The sequence below is a fragment of the Desulfobaculum xiamenense genome, from assembly GCF_011927665.1.
Classification (GTDB): domain Bacteria; phylum Desulfobacterota; class Desulfovibrionia; order Desulfovibrionales; family Desulfovibrionaceae; genus Desulfobaculum; species Desulfobaculum xiamenense.
The window spans coordinates 1,138,449-1,155,943 of the sequence record NZ_JAATJA010000002.1 but is presented as its reverse complement, the minus strand read 5'-3'; the positions used below and the strand labels follow the sequence as shown (position 1 = coordinate 1,155,943).

The 17,495-nt window shown below is 64.1% G+C and carries 15 protein-coding genes and 4 tRNA genes; 5 read left to right on the top strand and 14 right to left on the bottom strand.

Going from position 1 to position 17,495, the window contains the following annotated elements:
* The 10 genes from GGQ74_RS12890 to rpmE form a co-directional block, all read right to left on the bottom strand.
* Positions 1–173 (bottom strand): GTP-binding protein (locus tag GGQ74_RS12890; RefSeq protein WP_245168301.1); only part of this gene is annotated, 173 nt, incomplete at its 3' end.
* A 76-nt stretch (positions 174–249) separates the two neighbouring features.
* Positions 250–325, bottom strand: a tRNA-Thr gene (locus GGQ74_RS12885).
* Between the two features lie 49 nt (positions 326–374).
* Positions 375–451, bottom strand: a tRNA-Gly gene (locus GGQ74_RS12880).
* 66 nt (positions 452–517) lie between these two features.
* Positions 518–603: transfer RNA gene (locus tag GGQ74_RS12875), tRNA-Tyr, on the bottom strand.
* 11 nt (positions 604–614) lie between these two features.
* A tRNA-Thr gene (locus GGQ74_RS12870) sits at positions 615–690 on the bottom strand.
* A gap of 277 nt (positions 691–967) precedes the next feature.
* Complete coding sequence (lpxC, locus tag GGQ74_RS12865; RefSeq protein WP_167941938.1) at positions 968–1,891, bottom strand: UDP-3-O-acyl-N-acetylglucosamine deacetylase; 924 nt, start codon at positions 1,889–1,891, stop codon at positions 968–970.
* Positions 1,892–2,034: 143 nt separating this feature from the next.
* Positions 2,035–2,925: a peptide chain release factor N(5)-glutamine methyltransferase gene (prmC, locus tag GGQ74_RS12860; RefSeq protein WP_167941937.1), complete on the bottom strand. Its 891-nt coding sequence runs from the start codon at positions 2,923–2,925 to the stop codon at positions 2,035–2,037.
* On the bottom strand, positions 2,922–3,995 hold the full coding sequence (gene prfA / locus GGQ74_RS12855; RefSeq protein ID WP_167941936.1) for a peptide chain release factor 1: 1,074 nt from the start codon (positions 3,993–3,995) through the stop codon (positions 2,922–2,924). The genes prmC and prfA overlap by 4 nt, the downstream gene beginning before the upstream one ends.
* 21 nt (positions 3,996–4,016) lie before the next feature.
* Positions 4,017–4,925, bottom strand: coding sequence for a DUF1385 domain-containing protein (locus GGQ74_RS12850; protein ID WP_167942005.1), 909 nt, complete (start codon positions 4,923–4,925; stop codon positions 4,017–4,019).
* A 203-nt stretch (positions 4,926–5,128) separates the two neighbouring features.
* Entirely contained in the window at positions 5,129–5,350 is a 222-nt protein-coding gene (gene rpmE, locus GGQ74_RS12845) for a 50S ribosomal protein L31 (protein ID WP_167941935.1), read from the bottom strand.
* 195 nt (positions 5,351–5,545) lie between these two features.
* On the opposite strand from rpmE, the gene gpmA reads away from it, so the two are divergent.
* From gpmA to GGQ74_RS12825, 4 genes are all read left to right on the top strand, one after another.
* Positions 5,546–6,289: a 2,3-diphosphoglycerate-dependent phosphoglycerate mutase gene (gene gpmA, locus GGQ74_RS12840; protein WP_167941934.1), complete on the top strand. Its 744-nt coding sequence runs from the start codon at positions 5,546–5,548 to the stop codon at positions 6,287–6,289.
* 47 nt (positions 6,290–6,336) lie between these two features.
* Positions 6,337–10,176, top strand: a complete 3,840-nt coding sequence (locus tag GGQ74_RS12835; RefSeq protein WP_167941933.1) for a class I adenylate cyclase — start codon at positions 6,337–6,339, stop codon at positions 10,174–10,176.
* A 66-nt stretch (positions 10,177–10,242) separates the two neighbouring features.
* Positions 10,243–11,340 carry an A/G-specific adenine glycosylase gene (gene mutY, locus GGQ74_RS12830; RefSeq protein ID WP_167941932.1) on the top strand — a complete coding sequence of 366 codons (1,098 nt, stop codon included), beginning with the start codon at positions 10,243–10,245 and terminating at the stop codon, positions 11,338–11,340.
* A 108-nt stretch (positions 11,341–11,448) separates the two neighbouring features.
* Positions 11,449–12,246, top strand: a complete 798-nt coding sequence (locus GGQ74_RS12825; RefSeq protein WP_167941931.1) for a DUF268 domain-containing protein — start codon at positions 11,449–11,451, stop codon at positions 12,244–12,246.
* Between the two features lie 77 nt (positions 12,247–12,323).
* Here GGQ74_RS12825 and GGQ74_RS12820 read toward each other — a convergent pair whose 3' ends face one another.
* From GGQ74_RS12820 to GGQ74_RS12805, 4 genes are read right to left on the bottom strand one after another with little or no spacing between them, the layout of a single operon-like run.
* Positions 12,324–13,082: a hypothetical protein gene (locus tag GGQ74_RS12820; RefSeq protein WP_167941930.1), complete on the bottom strand. Its 759-nt coding sequence runs from the start codon at positions 13,080–13,082 to the stop codon at positions 12,324–12,326.
* Between the two features lie 55 nt (positions 13,083–13,137).
* Positions 13,138–13,584, bottom strand: coding sequence for a DMT family transporter (locus GGQ74_RS12815; protein WP_167941929.1), 447 nt, complete (start codon positions 13,582–13,584; stop codon positions 13,138–13,140).
* Positions 13,585–13,641: 57 nt separating this feature from the next.
* Positions 13,642–14,553, bottom strand: coding sequence for a dihydroorotate dehydrogenase (locus tag GGQ74_RS12810; RefSeq protein WP_167941928.1), 912 nt, complete (start codon positions 14,551–14,553; stop codon positions 13,642–13,644).
* 18 nt (positions 14,554–14,571) lie between these two features.
* On the bottom strand, positions 14,572–15,330 hold the full coding sequence (locus tag GGQ74_RS12805; protein WP_245168247.1) for an iron-sulfur cluster-binding protein: 759 nt from the start codon (positions 15,328–15,330) through the stop codon (positions 14,572–14,574).
* Positions 15,331–15,438: 108 nt separating this feature from the next.
* On the opposite strand from GGQ74_RS12805, the gene GGQ74_RS12800 reads away from it, so the two are divergent.
* Positions 15,439–17,487, top strand: a complete 2,049-nt coding sequence (locus GGQ74_RS12800) for a peptidase U32 family protein (RefSeq protein WP_167941926.1) — start codon at positions 15,439–15,441, stop codon at positions 17,485–17,487.
* The last annotated feature ends 8 nt before the right edge of the window (positions 17,488–17,495 follow it).

Below are 17,495 nucleotides of genomic sequence, written 5' to 3'. Positions count from 1 at the left end.
TCCTTCTCTTCGGGTGCCTTGTCGATCTCGTCGTACGCGATGAACTTGCCACCGCCGATCAGAGCGGCGCTCTTGGTGATGGCAGCGGTCAGCGTAGTCTTACCATGGTCGATGTGACCGATGGTGCCAATGTTAACATGCGGCTTTTTACGCTCGAATTTTTCCTTGGCCATGACTCTTTCCCCCGTACAAATTCGTTTACGGTTGGTTGATGGTCTAGGGACGAAAATAAAATAAAAAAAAGCAGTATGGAGCCCACAACCGGAGTTGAACCGGTGACCTCATCCTTACCAAGGATGCGCTCTACCTACTGAGCTATGTGGGCCTTATAAAAAAACTGTGGGGAGATGTCGAGGGATGGGCAGGTGAAGATGTGGAGCGGGAAACGGGACTCGAACCCGCAACCCTCAGCTTGGAAGGCTGATGCTCTAGCCAATTGAGCTATTCCCGCGCACTTTTCCTGCAGTCAAGCAACAGGCTGCCCTGTCTCCTACAGTTTTCTTAGCGCAAATATGAATGGTGGAGGGGGGAGGATTTGAACCTCCGAAGGCGTGCGCCGACAGATTTACAGTCTGTTCCCTTTGGCCACTCGGGAACCCCTCCATTTTTCACGCTGGAGCTGGTGATAGGAATCGAACCCACAACCGGCTGATTACAAATCAGCTGCTCTGCCAATTGAGCTACACCAGCGTTCAAGTCTTTCAAAGTGCCGTCCGGCTTCGCGTTTCGCTTTCCCCGTCGGCGAGGAGCAGAACTATACGGACCCGGCTTCGGAGTCAAGCGGAAAAATCATTTTCATCGAGTTTTTTTCAAAAAGTCCTTCCGAAGCCGTTTTCCACTCGCGCCGAAAGGGGACTCTAGCACAAAAAAGGCTGCCCCGGAAGGGGCAGCCCATAATTGACTGTATGTCGCGAAACCCACGTCCCACGCGGGTTTCGCCCGGCGGAGGCTCTAAGCGGAGTGTGGCCTAGGCCATGGCGGGAACGCCGATAGCCTCGCCCTCCTCCTGAATGGCTGCTGCGGCGGCGCGGGCAGCGGAGGCCTCAACCGTACGCAGATAGGTCGCGCCATTCTCAGTGAGAATGCGCAGGAATTCGTTGTTGAAGGCATGTCCGGAGCAGCAGACCTCGAAATGGCCCATGAGCGGCAGCGGACTGACGGCCATGTCGCCGATGAAGTCGAGGATCTTATGGCGCACGAACTCATTCTCGTAGCGCAGCCCCTCGGCGTTGACCACGCCGTACTCGTCGAGGACAACGGCGTTGTCCAGCGAACCGCCAAGCGCGAGTCCATTCTTCTGGAGATACTCGACATCGCGCAGGAAGCCGAAGGTCCGGGCCTTGGCCACCTCGGTGGCGAAGGATTCGGGCGTCAGCTCGAAGCGCAACTGCTGGCGGGCGATCATGGGATGATCGAAGTCGATAACGTAGTCCACCCGGAAACCGTCGTACGGACGAGCATTGATATACTTGTCCCCGTTGCGGTGCGAGAAGGGCTTGGCGAGCATAAACACGCGCCGAGGCCGACTCTGCCTGCGAATGCCCGCGGACTTGAGCAGGAAGACGAAGGAAGCGGCGCTGCCATCCATGATGGGCACTTCGCCGCCGGAAACCTCTATCTGTACATTATCTATACCCATGCCGCGCAGCGCGGCCATGAGGTGCTCTACCGTCGCGATGGAATCGCGTCCCTCGCCGAGGGTGGTCGCCAGCCCGGTTCCGACGACGCTCTCGGGCGTCGGCGACAGGAAACGGGTTCCGTTCTCATTCTTGAGAACGAAGACGATGCCGGTATCCTCACCGGCGGGACGGATCACCAGTTCGACCTTGCGTCCACTGTGCAGGCCGATACCGGAGCATTTGACTGATTTCTGGATGGTGGTCTGTTGCATTCATAGCCTCCGCAGCCTATTCAGCAAGAAACATGCCGAACGCGGCGCGGACATAACTGCGCGATTTTATTGATTTTGTCTCTGTGCCCTTCGGCGCACACGTGTGGGGAATCCGCAACACACGTGTGTTTTCACGCACACTTTCACTCGGCCGTGTCCGCCAGAACATAGCGATCCAACCCGGCGAGATCGGTGCGCACCTCGGCGCGCGAGAAGGCACCGCCCTCGGGCGAGAGCAGGATGTCCCGCACGGCCACGCCCTGCTTCCAGCCGAATTCCATGAGCAGATGCCCACCGGGCCGCAGCGCGACGGCGGCCCGTGGCGCAAGGGCGCGCACGCTCTCCAGTCCGTTGGACAGGACGCCCTCCCCCACAGCCGGGACAAGGGCCGAGTGCGGCTCGTGGTCCGCAACCTCGCGGCTGACCTCTGCGTATTCGGCGGCGCTCACGTAGGGCGGATTGGCGACTATGAGATCGAGACTTCCGTCCGCTACCACGGCCCGACCGAAATCGGCCCGCACGAAGCACAACCTGTCGGCCACGCCATGACGCCGGGCATTGGCGGCGGCAACGGCCAGCGCGACGGCGCTCATGTCCACGGCGATGCCCCGCGCCTTCGGAAAGAGCGAGGCGATGGTTACGGCAAGGCAACCGCTGCCGGTGCCGAAATCCGCGAAGGTGAAGGCGTCACAAGGCGAAAAGAGGCGCTCGACCTCCTCCACGATGAGTTCCGTCTCCGGACGCGGAACGAGCACGGCGGGCGAAACGGCGAAGTCCAGTCCGTAGAATTCCTTTTCGCCGAGGATGTAGGCCACGGGCTCCCCGGCGGCGCGACGGCTCACAAGGGCACGCACGGCCGCCACCTGCTCGGCGGAAAGTTCGCGATTCGCATGGACCACAATGTCAAGGCGGCGCATGCCCAAGGCATGCGCCGCCAGAATTTCAGCCGACAGTGCGGGGCTATCCACCCCCTGCCGTTCAAGCTCGACGCGACACTCGTTGACAAGGTCGCGCAGCGTTCGGGTATGGCTCACGCCTCTTCCGCCTGCTGCTTGAGCGCCTCGGCCTGATAATGGCTGACGAGGGCGTCCACCAGTTCACCCATCTCGCCCTGCAACACCTCGTCGAGCCGGTACAGGGTGAGGTTGATGCGGTGGTCGGTCACGCGGCTCTGCGGGAAGTTGTAGGTGCGGATGCGGCCGGAACGGTCGCCCGTACCCACCTGCGCGCGGCGGGCGTCGGCCTGCTCCTGATGCACACGGTCCTGCTCCAGCTGGAACAGGCGGGACCGCAGCACCTTGATGGCCTTGGCCTTGTTCTTGTGCTGGGACTTCTCGTCCTGGCAGGTCACCACGAGGCCGGTGGGCAGATGGGTGACGCGAATGGCGGAGTCCGTGGTGTTAACGCTCTGGCCGCCAGGACCGGAGGACCGGTACACGTCGATGCGCAGATCTTCGGGAGCGATGTCCACCTCGACTTCCTCGGCCTCGGGCATGATGGCCACGGTAACGGCGGAGGTGTGGATACGGCCCTGCGACTCGGTGGCCGGAACGCGCTGCACACGATGGATGCCGGACTCGAACTTGAGGCGGCTGTACACGTGGTCGCCGGACACGGAAGCGATGACTTCCTTGTATCCGCCGGTGCCGGTATCGCTGGCGCTCATCATCTCGGTGCGCCAGCCGTTGCGCTCGGCGTAGCGCATGTACATGCGGAAGAGATCGGCCGCGAACAGACCGGCTTCCTCGCCGCCCGTACCCGCGCGGATTTCGAGAATGATGTTCTTCTCGTCCAGCGGATCCTTGGGCAGAAGCAGAATCTGCAGTTCGCGCTCCAGTTCGGGCAGCCGCTCCTCGATCTCCTCGATCTCGGCACGGGCCATGTCGCGGATGTCGGCGTCGGCGTCGTGGAGCATCTCGCGGTTGTCGCGCAGATTCTCCTCAAGCTTGCGATACTCGCGATAGACCTTCACGATCTCGCCGAGATCGGAGTGGGTCTTGGTCAGCTTGCGGTAGCGCTCCTGATCATTGAATACTTCTGGAGAGGAAAGCTCTAATTCGAGTTCCTCGAATTTGCGTTCTATGCTGTCAAGCTTGGCAAACATGGTGATGACCTCTCGGAGTCATTAATCGACTGCGCCCTTGAGCGCGGCAATGGCCACTTCGAGCTGGGAATCGTCCGGCTCGCCGGTGGTCAGATACTGCATCATGAGTCCCGGCCAGCACAGCACCCGGCACAGCCGGGCTTCGACATTGGTTCCCGTGTACTTGATGAGCTCGTAGGCCACGGCGCTTACGGGAATCATCATGAAGAACTTGGCGAAGACGACATAGGCCTGCTTCACCACCGCCCCCTCGGGCGTGTACAGGGCCAGCAGGGCCGGAATGAGTACCGCGTGCAGGACGATGGACAGGGAAAGCACGAACAGCAGAAATGCCGTTCCGCAACGGGGATGCAGCCTGCTAAACGAACGGGCGGCCTCGGGCGTCAGTTCACATCCCTCTTCGAAGGCCCAAATGGTCTTGTGCTCGGCACCGTGGTACTGGAACACCCTGCGGATGTCCGGAATCAGGGAAATGGACCCGATGTAGCCGGCAAAGACGAGAAGCTTGAACAGGCCGTCCCAGACGTGGAAGCTCAGCGACTCGGTGCCGCCGCCAAGTCCAAGGGCCTGAATGCCCAGCGTGAACAGATGAGGAAGCACCACGAACAGCCCGAGGGCCAGCGCGATGGACACAGCCACGGTCAGCGCGAGCTGCCAGGGCTTGACCTCTTCCTCGCCCTCGTCCTCCATCGCGGCCTGCGCGGAGAAGTTGAGGGCCTTTATGCCGTTGACGAGGGTTTCGATGAGAACGAAGGTCCCGCGCACGAATGGCTTGCGCATCCAGTCGGACCGCAGGAGCGTGAACCAGGGACGGGTTTCGAGGATGATGGAACCGTCGGGCTTGCGCACGGCAATGGCCAGCCGGTCCTTGTTGCGCATCATGACGCCTTCGACGACGGCCTGTCCGCCGACGGTCTGCGCCGCACGCATGAAGAGCGTTGTTCCGCCGACAGCGATCCGGCGCAGTGCGCCAGCCGCTTCGCGGACGGTTTCGACTACTCCGGACATACCCGCCTCCCGCCGGACCCGCCGTTGGTCAACGCGTCCGGCCTACATGAAAAGTCGCCTCCGACAGGCACAATTGCTGACGGAGGCGACTGCCGGCGGACCCAAAGGCCCGCTGAAATAGAAACCTAGTTTTCCTTGCCCGCGCCGAACTTCGCATACTTCTTGCGGAAGCGATCGATGCGGCCAGCGGTGTCGACAAAGCGCTGCTTGCCGGTGAAGAAGGGATGGCAGCTGGAACAAATTTCCACGGACATCTCTTCGCCCTTGCTGGTAAGGAGTTCAATCTCGTTGCCACAGGCGCAGCGGACCTTCGCCTTGTAAATCTTCGGATGGATATCATTCTTCATGGGAAATTCCTCCACAGGGTTCGGAAAAGATGGGTTGGATACACCGAATGCCGCCGTTTGGCAAGCACATATTGTCTGACCGTTTGTCCCTGCCCGCAGCCGCGCTTTTCACGTCCGGGGCAGTCATGTATATAATGTCGTCCAAGCATAATGCAAGGCACCGTCGAAAGTCACCCCGAAAAGGAGGCAGAGGCCATGCACAGACTTGTGCTCGTCCGCCACGGTCAGAGCGAGTGGAACCTCGAAAACCGCTTCACGGGCTGGACCGACGTCAGCCTCACGCCCGAGGGCGCGGCCGAGGCGGGCCGTGGCGCCATGCTGCTTCAGGAGCAGGGCTTCGCGTTCGACATCTGCTACACCTCCCTGCTCAAACGCGCAATAGAAACTCTCTGGATCATCCAGCGCGAAATGGATCTCATGTGGCTTCCCACCCGCAAATCGTGGCGTCTGAACGAACGCCACTATGGTGCCCTGCAGGGGCTGAACAAGGCCGAAACGGCCCGCAAATACGGCGACGATCAGGTCTTCACATGGCGCAGAAGCTACGACGTCCCTCCGCCCGCCCTCGATGCCGACGATCCCCGGCATCCCTCGCGCGACCCGCGCTACGCCGATGTTCCCGTTTCCGTCCTGCCCTCGTCGGAAAGTCTCGCTCTCACGGTGGACAGGGTGCTCCCGCTCTGGCATGACCAAATGGCCCCGGATGTGATGGCCAGTCGACGCGTGCTTGTGGTTGCACACGGCAACAGCCTGCGCGCTCTGGTCAAATATCTCGACGGGCTTTCGAGCGAGGAAATCATGGGGCTCAACATTCCCACCGGCATCCCGCTCGTCTACGAACTGGACGACGCACTCGTCCCCGTCAGGCACTACTATCTCGGCGACCCGGAGGCCGCGGCAAGGGCCGCGCAGGCCGTGGCCAATCAGGCCAAGGGCTAGCGCGCGTCCATGACGACTCCCGCCGCAATTCCAGAGATGAGCGGTTCATGACACATCCGGAACAGGAACTCCCGCAGCTCGTCAAGCGGCTGCACGGCCTGACGGCACATCCGCCGCCGGAGCGCGTGCGCGCCGACATCGCGAAGCTGATGGACGAAGCCCACGCGCTCTTCGACGCGGCCCCGCCGGAACAGGCGCAGGACACGCGCATGCGGATGGCGCTCCTGCTGCATGCCCGCGCCGCCGCCAGCGAGGACGCCGAGCTTCGCGCCTTCTATGTCGGTCTCCTGCCGGGGCTTGGCGTGCTTGCCGCACCACTCGCTCTCGTGCTTCTCGCCGAGGCAGACGAGGAATCCCCACTTCCGGTCCTCACGGACTTCCCGGAAATCTTCCGCTTCGAACTCGTCAACCGCATTCTGCTGGACGACACCGCGCCCACGGTCCGCCTGCGCGGTATTGCGCTTGCGGCAGTGGACGACCTCGCCGCCCTTCCTGCGGATACGCTCAATCCCCTTCTGGCCGATATGGTCCAACATGCCATCCCGCTAGCCTTTCCGCTCGCGGACGCACTGATCCACGGGCCATACGGCGAACTGCTGCGCAGAACCATCGCCGCCCAATGCCGGAAGATCGAGTCCTCCGAACGTCCCGGCCCGGAACTCCACGACGTTCTCCCCGCCATAGTCGCCCTTGCGGACGAAACCATCGCCCGGCTGATCATCCCCCTTCTCGCCGTGCGCGACCCCTTAGCCCTGAAAGCGGTGCTCAGCACGCTCACCGCCCTTTCGACACACGCGGACGACTGCCTCGGCAAGGCCCTGCTCAAGCCGCTGACGCACCCCGACCAGCGCGTCAGGACCGCAGCCCTCGACGCGCTCATCAGCACATCGCCGCGTGACGCCGGGCGGATTCTGGCCGCCTTTTTCCGGCGCGACACGGCGCTTCGCGCCGCCATACTCTCGCGCGCACCGCTCCTCGCCAAGCCCGAGGCCATAACCTTCCTCACCTGTCAGGGCGTGCGGGACACGGCACCCGAGCCGGACATCCTGCGCATGCTGATCGCGCTGGACACAACGGCCGCGCGTGCAGCGTTAAGCACAAGCGACATGCAGGACATGGCGGTACTGGACATGTTTCCCCCCATGCGCCCGGAGCCGCGCCTCGACGCAGCCCGCGCCGTGGCCGAATTCTCCCCCGCCCCGGAGCAACCGAAGGAGAAGGAGCCTTCTCGTCGCAAGGACAAAGGCTTTCTCGGTAGCCTCTTCGGCGGCGGCGATACCGAGGAGGCCCTTTCCATCCAGTTCGGCGGAGACATGGTGCTGGAATCCGAACACGCGGGGAAACGCCTATCCCCCATCTACGAAGGCCGCACCCTGCGCGGGGCGTCCTTCCGGGGGTGCCTGATCGAAAACGGCACGTTCGAGGACTGCGTGTTCGTGGACGCCGATTTCACGGACGCCATTCTCATCGGCACACGCTTCGCGGGGTGCTCCTTCGAAAATTGCACCTTCGACCGCGCCCGATTCTTCGACGCCAATCTCTTCGACCTACGCCTGAGCGGCGGGCATGGCACGAACGTGGCCTTCGCGGGATGCCGCCTCTCCCTCGTCGATTCGTGCGGCGCGCAACTCGACGGACTGTTCATCGGCGACTGCACGGTGCAGACGGTGCGCCTCACGGCCTGCGACCTCACGCGCTGCGAAATCAGGAGCACGCACGCCGGTGGCGTGGAAATGCGCCACTGCCTCGCCGAGGACGCGACCATCGCGGATTCGGACATCATCTGCTCGACGTTCACGGGAACCGCCATGCCCCGTGCGAACATCACCGGACTGCACACGGACTCGCCCCATCTGGCGCGCCTGCGGAAAACCTCCAGACTCCGCCGCGCCGCAGAGACCGCCGACTCAGCTCCAGCCATGGACAAGCGTGAGCTTTCCGATACGACCCGCAAGGCCGCACGGGCGGTGCTCGACGCATGGTTCGAGGCCGAGGCCCTCCAGACCGCCTCCCTCGCCTTCCGCGCCAACAACGACCGACGCGTGGCCTGGTGTCTCGGCAAACTCGGGCATCCGCAGGCAGACTTCTTCCGCCTCGCCCCGTTCTTCCTGCATACGGAGACCTTCGAGCGCAACAGCGCGGAACTCGAACCGCTGGCGCTGGCCTGCCGCGTCTCCTCCTACGTGCCGGACTACACCACCATCGAGGCCGCCCGCCGCCATTTCCCCGGCGCGTCGCTCCCGCCTTCGGCACCGGACCCGGTCCACATCGAGGCGCTGTACACCATCGGCAGCGTGGGGACCATCGCCCAATCCGAAAGCTCGGACCTCGACTACTGGGTCTGCTACGACCCCGAGGACATGCCCGAGGTGCTCGTGGACGGGCTGAAATTCAAGATGGAGGCCATAGAACGCTGGGCAGACGCAACTTTTGGCCTCGAAGTCCACTTCTTCACCATGGACGTCACGCGCATACAGGACAACAACTTCGGCGTGAGCGACGCGGAAAGCTCGGGCACGGCGCAGGCGCTGCTGCTCAAGGAAGAATTCTACCGTACCGCCGTGCATGCCGCCGGGCGCATCCCCGTGTGGTGGGCCACACCCACTGGCGCGGACGACGCGGCCTACACCGCGGCCATGCGCATCCTCACGACACAGCCATGGGGCGACATGTTCATCGACCTCGGCAATCTGGTGGACATCCCCGCCGAGGAATTCTTCGGCGCGTCCCTGTGGCAGATCGTCAAGGCGCTGAAAAGCCCCTTCAAGTCGATCATGAAATTCGGCCTGCTGGAAAAATACATCGCCACGGAATCGGACGTACGCAGCCCCCTGCTCTGCGAACGGCTCAAGACCAACATCCTCGCCGGACGTCTCGGCCTCGCGGACACGGACCCGTACCTACTGCTCTTCCGGGAGGTGCTCGGGCACTACGCCCGGGCGGGCGAGAAGGATTCCGTGCAACTGGTGCGGCTGTCGTTCTTCCTCAAGGCCCGCGTAGGACGAGCGCTCTCGTCGCAGGTCCGTCCGCTTCGCCGCGAGGAACGCGAGATGGCCGACCTCTTCTGCGCACCGGGAGCCATGCCGTCGGGCCTCGAAACGGGCGGGGACTGGCCCTTCCAGAGGCTGGTCACAGTGGGGTCCATGGTCAACAGATTCATCGTGCGCACCTACATGCGCGTGCGCGACAGCCAGCAGGACCGCAACATCGCCATCAATCCGGAGGATCTCACCAAGCTCGGCCGCAAGATTTTCGCCACGTTCTCGCGCCGCAAGAACAAAATCGAGCACATTCCGTTCATGTCGCTCGGCGGCTCGTCCTTCCGCGTGCTGCACTTCTCCGCGCAGGCAAAGAAAATGGGTCAGCCCGGACTGTGGGAGGTGCAGGGCGCGCAGGAGGTTTCCGACTCCCGACGGCTGGATCTCGTGGACCTGCGCAAGGGGCCGGACCTCGCCGAGCACGTGGCGTGGCTCACCGCCAACGGCATCTACCGTCCGGGGATGGAGGTGCGCGGCGACTACTCCATCTCTCCCGTCTCCGCGCGCGATCTCCAGCGGCTGATGGACCGCCTCGTCGAATTCTTCCCGACCAAGGCCACCTTCAACACCGACATCTCCGAGATGCTCAAACCGGAACGCATCGTGCGGGCCTTCTTCGCGCTCAATCTCGTCCAACCGCGCGAGCAGACCGCCATCACCGAGGTTTCGGTCATCTACGCCACGAACTGGGGCGAACTGTTCTGTCGCACCATCTCCGTGGTCGACACCACCATCCTCGACAACCCCATCCAGTTCCTGCTGGAAAACGTGGAGCAGGAATTCACGCAGCCGCCGGAAATCGACTTCTTCGCACCGGACCGCAGCTCCTTCCCCCGCCCCCACGTCTGACACGCTTGCCGAAACGCCCGGCTCGTGCTTTGCTGCCCCGTCACGTCACCACAACCCGAGGACAGCATGCCCGAGTCGTCCACCTTCGCGCGCCGCATCATCGACTGGTTCGAACACAACCGGCGCGACCTGCCATGGCGCAGAACCTACACGCCCTATCAGGTCTGGATATCCGAAATGATGCTCCAGCAGACGCAAATGGACCGCGCCGTGCCGTACTTCGAGCGTTTCGTGGCCCGCTTTCCGGACGTCCACGCCCTCGCCGCCGCCAATGAGGAGGAAGTCCTCAAACTGTGGGAAGGACTCGGCTACTACTCCCGCGCGCGAAACATCGCCCGCGCCGCGCGCATCGTGGCGGAATCCGGCGGCGAATTCCCGCGCAGCCGGGCGGAGCTCACCGCGCTTCCCGGCATCGGTCCCTACACGGCGGGAGCCATCCTGAGCATCGCCTACAACGAGGATGAACCGGCCGTGGACGCCAACGTGGAGCGCGTTTATGCCCGCGTCTTCGACATCGACGCCCCGATGGCCGAGCGCGAGGCCAAGGCCCGCGTGCGCGAACTGGCGGCACAGCTCCTCCCCACGGGCGAATCGCGCATCTACAATCAGGCGGTGATGGAGCTTGGCGCGCTGGTCTGCACACCGCGCGCCCCGCGCTGCGACACCTGCCCCGTATCCGAGGACTGCGAGGCGAGGCGTCTCGGCATCGTGGCCCAGCGCCCGGTGCCCGGCCGCAAGAAGGACATCGTCCCCCTTGAGGTGGCCACCGGCGTTCTGGTCCGCGACGGACGCCTCTTCGTCCAGAAACGTCCGGAAGGTCAGGTGTGGGCGGGGCTGTGGGAATTTCCCGGCGGCACGGTCGAGGCCGGGGAAACGCCGCAACAGGCCGTGGTTCGCGAATTTGACGAGGAAACGGGCTTCACGGTGTCCGTGCGTGAACCCATCGCCATCGTCCGGCACGGCTACACCCGCTTCCGCGTTACACTGCACTGCTTCCTGCTCGACATGGCCGATGCCTCGGCCGAGCCGCACCTCACCGCCGCAACCGAATACCGCTGGGCCACGCCGCGCCAACTCGACGAACTGGCCTTCCCCGCCGGACATCGCAAGCTCATGGACCTTATGCGCGGGGACATCCGCTTCACCCACCTTTTCCGAATCTGAATCGACGCGTTTCGAAAAACGCGTGTAACTCCGGGCCGCAGGGTGTAGACTGGAGCGTGGACCGCCACGTCCGCAGCCATACAGCGTCAACGTCCCGGAGGATTTGCCGTGTCTGGACAACATGCCGTGCCCGGACGCCTGCGCCGCTTCCCGCTTCTGCGCGAAGTGCGCTCCTGCCTGCGCGGGGCGCTGCGCTGCCTTGCGGTCCTGCGGGGCTGGCCACACTTCCGGCGGCAGTTCCGGGCCATGGCCGAAGCCTCGGGCGCGCGCTTCTCGTGCGCGTGGAGCGACGTTCGCCCCTGCCTTGGCGAATGCACGGCGCACACGCCCTTCGATCGTCACTACGTCTACCACACGGCATGGGCGGCCCGCGTCCTCGCCGAAACGCGCCCACCCCGCCATGTGGACGTCTCGTCATGTCTGCGCTTTGTCAGTGTGGTCTCAGCCTTCATCCCGGTGGAGCATCACGACCTGCGCCCGCCGGGCATCTCCCTCGACGGGCTTGACGTACGCCGTGCAGACCTGCTCGCCCTGCCCTTCGCGGACGCGAGCGTCATCTCGCTCTCGTGCATGCACGCGCTGGAACATGTGGGGCTAGGGCGCTACGGTGACCCCCTCGACCCGGACGGCGACCGCAAGGCCGCGGCAGAACTGCGCCGCGTGCTTGCACCGGGGGGCGAGCTGCTCCTGGCCGTGCCCGTTGGCGGACAGTCGCGCATCGCGTTCAATGCCCACCGCATCTACACCGTGAAGGACGTCACCTCGCTTTTCGGCGACCTCGACCTCGTGGAGTTCGCCCTCATCCCGGACGACGGCTCGACACAGGGCCTCATCCGCAACGCCGGCCCCGCGCTGGCGGACACGCAGCGCTACGCCTGCGGCTGCTTCCGCTTCCGAAAAACCTAATCCACCCTGCATGTGACGAAAAAGGGCGGCCCGCCGTCGCGAACCGCCCCATATTCTGAAATAATACTCCGTAGCGACTACTTGAAGAGTCCCCGGATGCTCTCGCCCACGCTCTCCAGCGCGCCCTTGACGACGTTGGCGGCGCGTCCGGCCCCGTCGCGCACGGCATCGGGCACCTTGTCGGCGACCCCGGCGTTGACCGCCACCAGCACCTCGCGCACGGCGTCGGCCATGGTGGAATCGTCACCACCGATATTACGCAGGTGGATGTCGCCGAGGGGCACGCTCGCGAATTCGCCGCCAAAGCCGGACACGGCGAAATTCACCCGACCGCCCCGGATGACGAGATTCTCGATGACCACCCGGCGCCCGCCCTCGGCTGCGCCATCACCACCGGAACCAGCGCCGCTTCCGCCATCGCCACCGCTACCGGCCCCGGCACTCCGCGTCACGTTGTCCACAAGGGTTTGCAGATTGCTCACGCGTCCAGTGACTTCATAAGTAATGATCGGCGATTCGACGACCACGGCCCGCACCACCACAGTCCTATCCAAAAGCGTCCGGGTGTCGAACTGCACGCGCACGGCGTCGGCGCTAAAGGCTCCGGGGGTGGTAAATCCCTGCGGATTGCCGACGAACAGCCCGCGCAACTCGCCCTGCCCGCGCAAAAGCGACAGGTCCGAGCGCGCAAGGCGGACCTCCGCGCCGAGGAACTGCGGCCCGAAATGCTCGGCACCCTTGCGGACCAGCGGATTGACGACGAACACGCCCGCGACGACCGCCGCGAGGACCACCGCGAAAATCGCGGCGACGCCAAATGCGAGAACTTTCCTCATGATGCGAAACCCTTTTCCGAAACAGCGCGAAGCAATCGGCTCCGCGCCTTTGAATCTAAAATCTGCGAATGACGATGACGCCCGCCACGATGAGCGCGATGCCCAGCATGCGCAGAGGGCTGGCCGTATGCTGCGGATAGCCGAACAGCGCGAAGTGGTCGAGCGCCAGCGCCGTGAGCATCTGCCCCGCCACCATGAGCGACAGCGTCGTCGCCGCGCCGAGCCGAGGTGCGACGATAACCGTGCTGGCCACGATGAATGCGCCGAGCACGCCACCGCTCCAGTGCCACAGCGGCAGACGCGACGCACCATCGATCTGGGGCCACGGAATGCGCGTGGCCAACATGTATGCGGCAAGGGTCACCGTACCGACCAGAAACGACACGAAGGCGGCGGCCACGGGGTCGCCCGCCCATTCGCGTAGCCGAATGTTCACGCCCACCTGCAACGAGGCGGCGGCACCGGCCATGAGGGCCACTGCGAGCAAAATCAGCAGTTGCACGCGTCCACCTCCCGGTTCGGATGCGAAAACGGCCGCCCCAACGGAGCGGCCGCAAGTCTACAGTCGAAGGCTGCCACGGTATTCGTCGAAGGACGTTATGCCGTAGGCCTCGCACAGACGTTCCAGCTCGTCCACGAGTCGGAACACGAAGTCCGGTCTGATGAAGTTGGCGGTACCCACCTGAATGGCGTGCGCGCCAACGAGAATGAACTCCAGCACGTCCTCGGCGGAGGCGATGCCGCCCACGCCGATGATCGGCACGTCCACGGCCCTGCTCACCTGATGCACGCAGCGCAATGCCACGGGCTTGATGGCAGGGCCGGACAGGCCGCCGATGACGTTGGCCAGCCGGGGGCGTCTGGTGCGCGCGTCCACGGCCATGCCCGACAGCGTGTTGATGAGGCACAGGATATCCGCACCCGCACCGGCCGCCGCACGGGCGATCTCCGTGATGTCCGTGACGTTGGGCGACAGCTTGATGATGACCGGCTTGTCCCCGGCGCGGCGCTTCACGGCCTCGGTAACGCGAGCGGCCATCTTCGGGTCCTGACCGAAGAGGATGCCGCCGGAGCTGACGTTGGGGCAGGAGATATTGACCTCCAGCGCCGCCACGCCGGGCTGCTCGGACAGATACCCAGCCAGTTCCGCGAATTCCTCGGCACTGCACGCGTAGAGGTTGGCGATGACGGCCATCTGGTCGGCAGGCAGCTTGGGCAGGCGCTTTTCCACGAAATTACGCACGCCTATGTTCTGCAAACCGATGGCGTTGAGCATGCCGGAGGGCGTCTCGGCGATGCGGGGCATGGGGTTGCCGACACGCGGTTCGAGGGACAGGCCCTTGACCACGATACCACCAAGCGTTGCAAGCTCGCCGAAGCGGGTGTATTCCAGACCGTACCCGAAGGTTCCCGAGGCCGTCAGGATGGGATTCTTGAGGGAAAGCCCGCCGAAAGAAACTTTCATGTCCATAATCTTGCGACTTCTCCGTTAGAAGGTAATCTCGTCCGACCAGAACACGGGACCGCGAGCGCAGACGGACACCGGACCTTCCTCCTTGTGGTCGCACACGCAGCCAAGGCAGGCGCCAACGCCGCAGGCCATGCGATTTTCAAGGGAAAGCTGGGCCTTTCCGCCATGCTCGGCGACGATGCGCTGCACGGTCTTCAGGAACGGCATCGGGCCGCAGGCCAGCACGAGTCCGTCCCGGCAGTAGTCGGGAATGACCCGCCCGAGCAGGGCGATGAAATCATCGAGATCGGCGGGACAGGTTTCGCGGCAGGACTGGCAGCTCACGCGCTCGGCCATCTTCGCGAGGGGGTAGCACTCCACGGGCGGACGATGGCCGAAGACGACCTTCAGATTCTCGGGATGCGGATGCCTGCGCACGTACTCGGCGAACGGCGCAAGGCCGATGCCCCCGGCAAGGATAAGCGTGGGCGCATCCTCACGCACGGCGAAGGTGTTGCCAAGCGGGCCCCACACGGTGACCTCGTCGCCGGGTTCGAGCTTAGCAAGGCGCTCGGTTCCGCGCCCCACGATCTGGAAAAAAACGGACAATCCGTCCTCATCCGCACGATAAATGGAGAACGGGCGACCCCACAGGGGATTGTGCTCCCACGCCGTGGGACGGACCATCACGAACTGGCCGGGTTTCCAATTTCTCCAGGCGGGGCTTTGCGGATCGGGGTGTTCGAGCACCAGCTCGAAGAAGTCTCCGTCAAACCCTTCCTTGCCGAAACGGGTCAAGGACCGTACCCTCACGTCAGTACATGCATTTGCAATCATCGATGCAATCCCTTATTGGTCGCCGTCGCGTTAATTGAACGCTCCACCGAAAACTACAGGCGAAGCAGAATGAATACAACACTTCCCGAAATTCTGGCCCCCGCGGGCGATCGCGCGGCCTTCCTCGCGGCTCTTGCCGCCGGAGCCGACGCCATCTACCTCGGTCTGAAAAACTTTTCAGCCCGTGCGCAGGCCGGAAACTTCTCCATAACCGAACTGGCCGCCCTGACCGAACTAGCCGCGGCGAAAAACTGCCGCGTGCACGTGGCCATGAACACCATGCTCAAGCCGGGCGAGGCCGAAGCGGCCGGTCGCCTCATCGACAGGCTGAACAGGCATGTGCGTCCGGCGGCACTTATTGTACAGGATGCCGGGATGGTCAAGCTCGCACGGCAAACAGGCTTCGCGGGCGAGATTCATCTCTCCACCCTCGCCAACGCCGGTTCGCCCGCCGCTCTGGCCATGATCCGCGAGCGCCTCGGCGTGGACCGCGTGGTGCTGCCGCGCGAACTCAACATCGACGAAATCCGCGCCTGTGCCAAGGCCTGCCCGGAAAATCTCGACCTTGAGGTCTTCGTGCACGGTGCCCTGTGCTACAACGTGTCCGGCCGTTGCTACTGGAGCAGCTTCCTCGGCGGAAAGAGCGGCCTGCGCGGGCGCTGCGTGCAGCCCTGCCGCCGCCAGTACAGCCAGGGCAGCAATACCGGCAGCTTCTTCTCGTGCAACGACCTCTCCCTCGACGTGCTCGTGCGCACCCTGCGCGACGTGCCCGAGGTCCGCTCGTGGAAGATCGAAGGCCGCCGCAAGGGCCCGCACTACGTCTACTACACCGTCAGCGCTTACAAGCTGCTGCGCGATAAGGGTGACGATCCAGAAGCCCGCAAGACCGCCCTCTCGCTACTCGAACAGTCCCTCGGCCGCAGGGGTTCGCACTACATGTTCCTGCCCCAGCGCCCCTACGTGCCCACCGATCCGGCCCGGCAGACCGCATCCGGTCTCATGATCGACAAGCTCGGCAATGCCCGCACGCGCAAGCTGCAAATCACGCCGCGCGTGCCGCTCATTTCGGGCGACCTCATCCGCGTGGGCTTCGAGGACGAACCCGGTCACCAGATCATCAAGGTCCGCAAGAGCGTGCCCAAGGGCGGCCGCCTCGACTTCCTCGCCGAAGGCAAGCCGCCGCGCCTTGGTAGCTCGGTATTTCTCATCGACCGACGCGAGCCGGAACTCTCCCGCGCGCTGAACGCTCTGGAACGCGAGCTGGAAGGCATCCGCGTCCAGCCGTCCGGCCCTTCGGAATTCGAGCCGAAGATGCCCCGCCCGGCAAAGGGCATGTCGCGTCCGCTGCATCTGCACGTCTCGCGCAAGCAGGGCGAAAACAAGCTCAACGACGGCTCCGGCCTGTGGCTCACGCCCTCGTCCTCGCGCGAGGTGAAGCCCGGTCTGGCCATGCGCGTGTGGTGGTGGCTGCCGCCGGTCATCTGGCCCAACGAGGAGCAGGAATGGCGCGAGACCATCTCGCGCATCGTCACCGGCGGTGCTCGGCGCTTCGTGCTCGGCGCTCCGTGGCAGATGTCCCTGTTCCCGGACACCATGCCCCGCCTGCCCCGCGCCCTTGCCCTCAAGCGCAAGTCCAAGGACTTCCGCAAGTCGTGCAGCAAGGCCAAGACCGAGGAAGGTCTCGTCCTGTGGGCCGGTCCGTTCTGCAACATCGCCAATCCGCTGGCCCTCGAATGGCTGGCCGACATGGGCTTCGCTGGTGCCATCGCCAGCCCGGAACTCAGCCGCGACGACGCGCTGGAACTGGGCCATACCTCGCCGCTGCCCATCGGCTTCGTAACCACCGGCCAGTGGCCGCTTGGCATCACGCGCATTCCCCTTGAAGGCGCAAAGACCGAGCGCCCCATCGCCAGCCCCATGAGGGAAATCTGCTGGGTCCGCCGCTACGGCCAGAACCACTGGATCTACCCCGGCTGGGGCATCGACCTGCGCGACAAGGAAGCCGAACTGAGCCGCGCCGGATACAGCGCCTTCGTCCATATGCACGAGATGAAGCCGCGCGACGTCCAGCGTGCCTCGCGCGTCAGCACCTTCAACTGGGACCTCAAGCTCCTCTAGCCCGCACC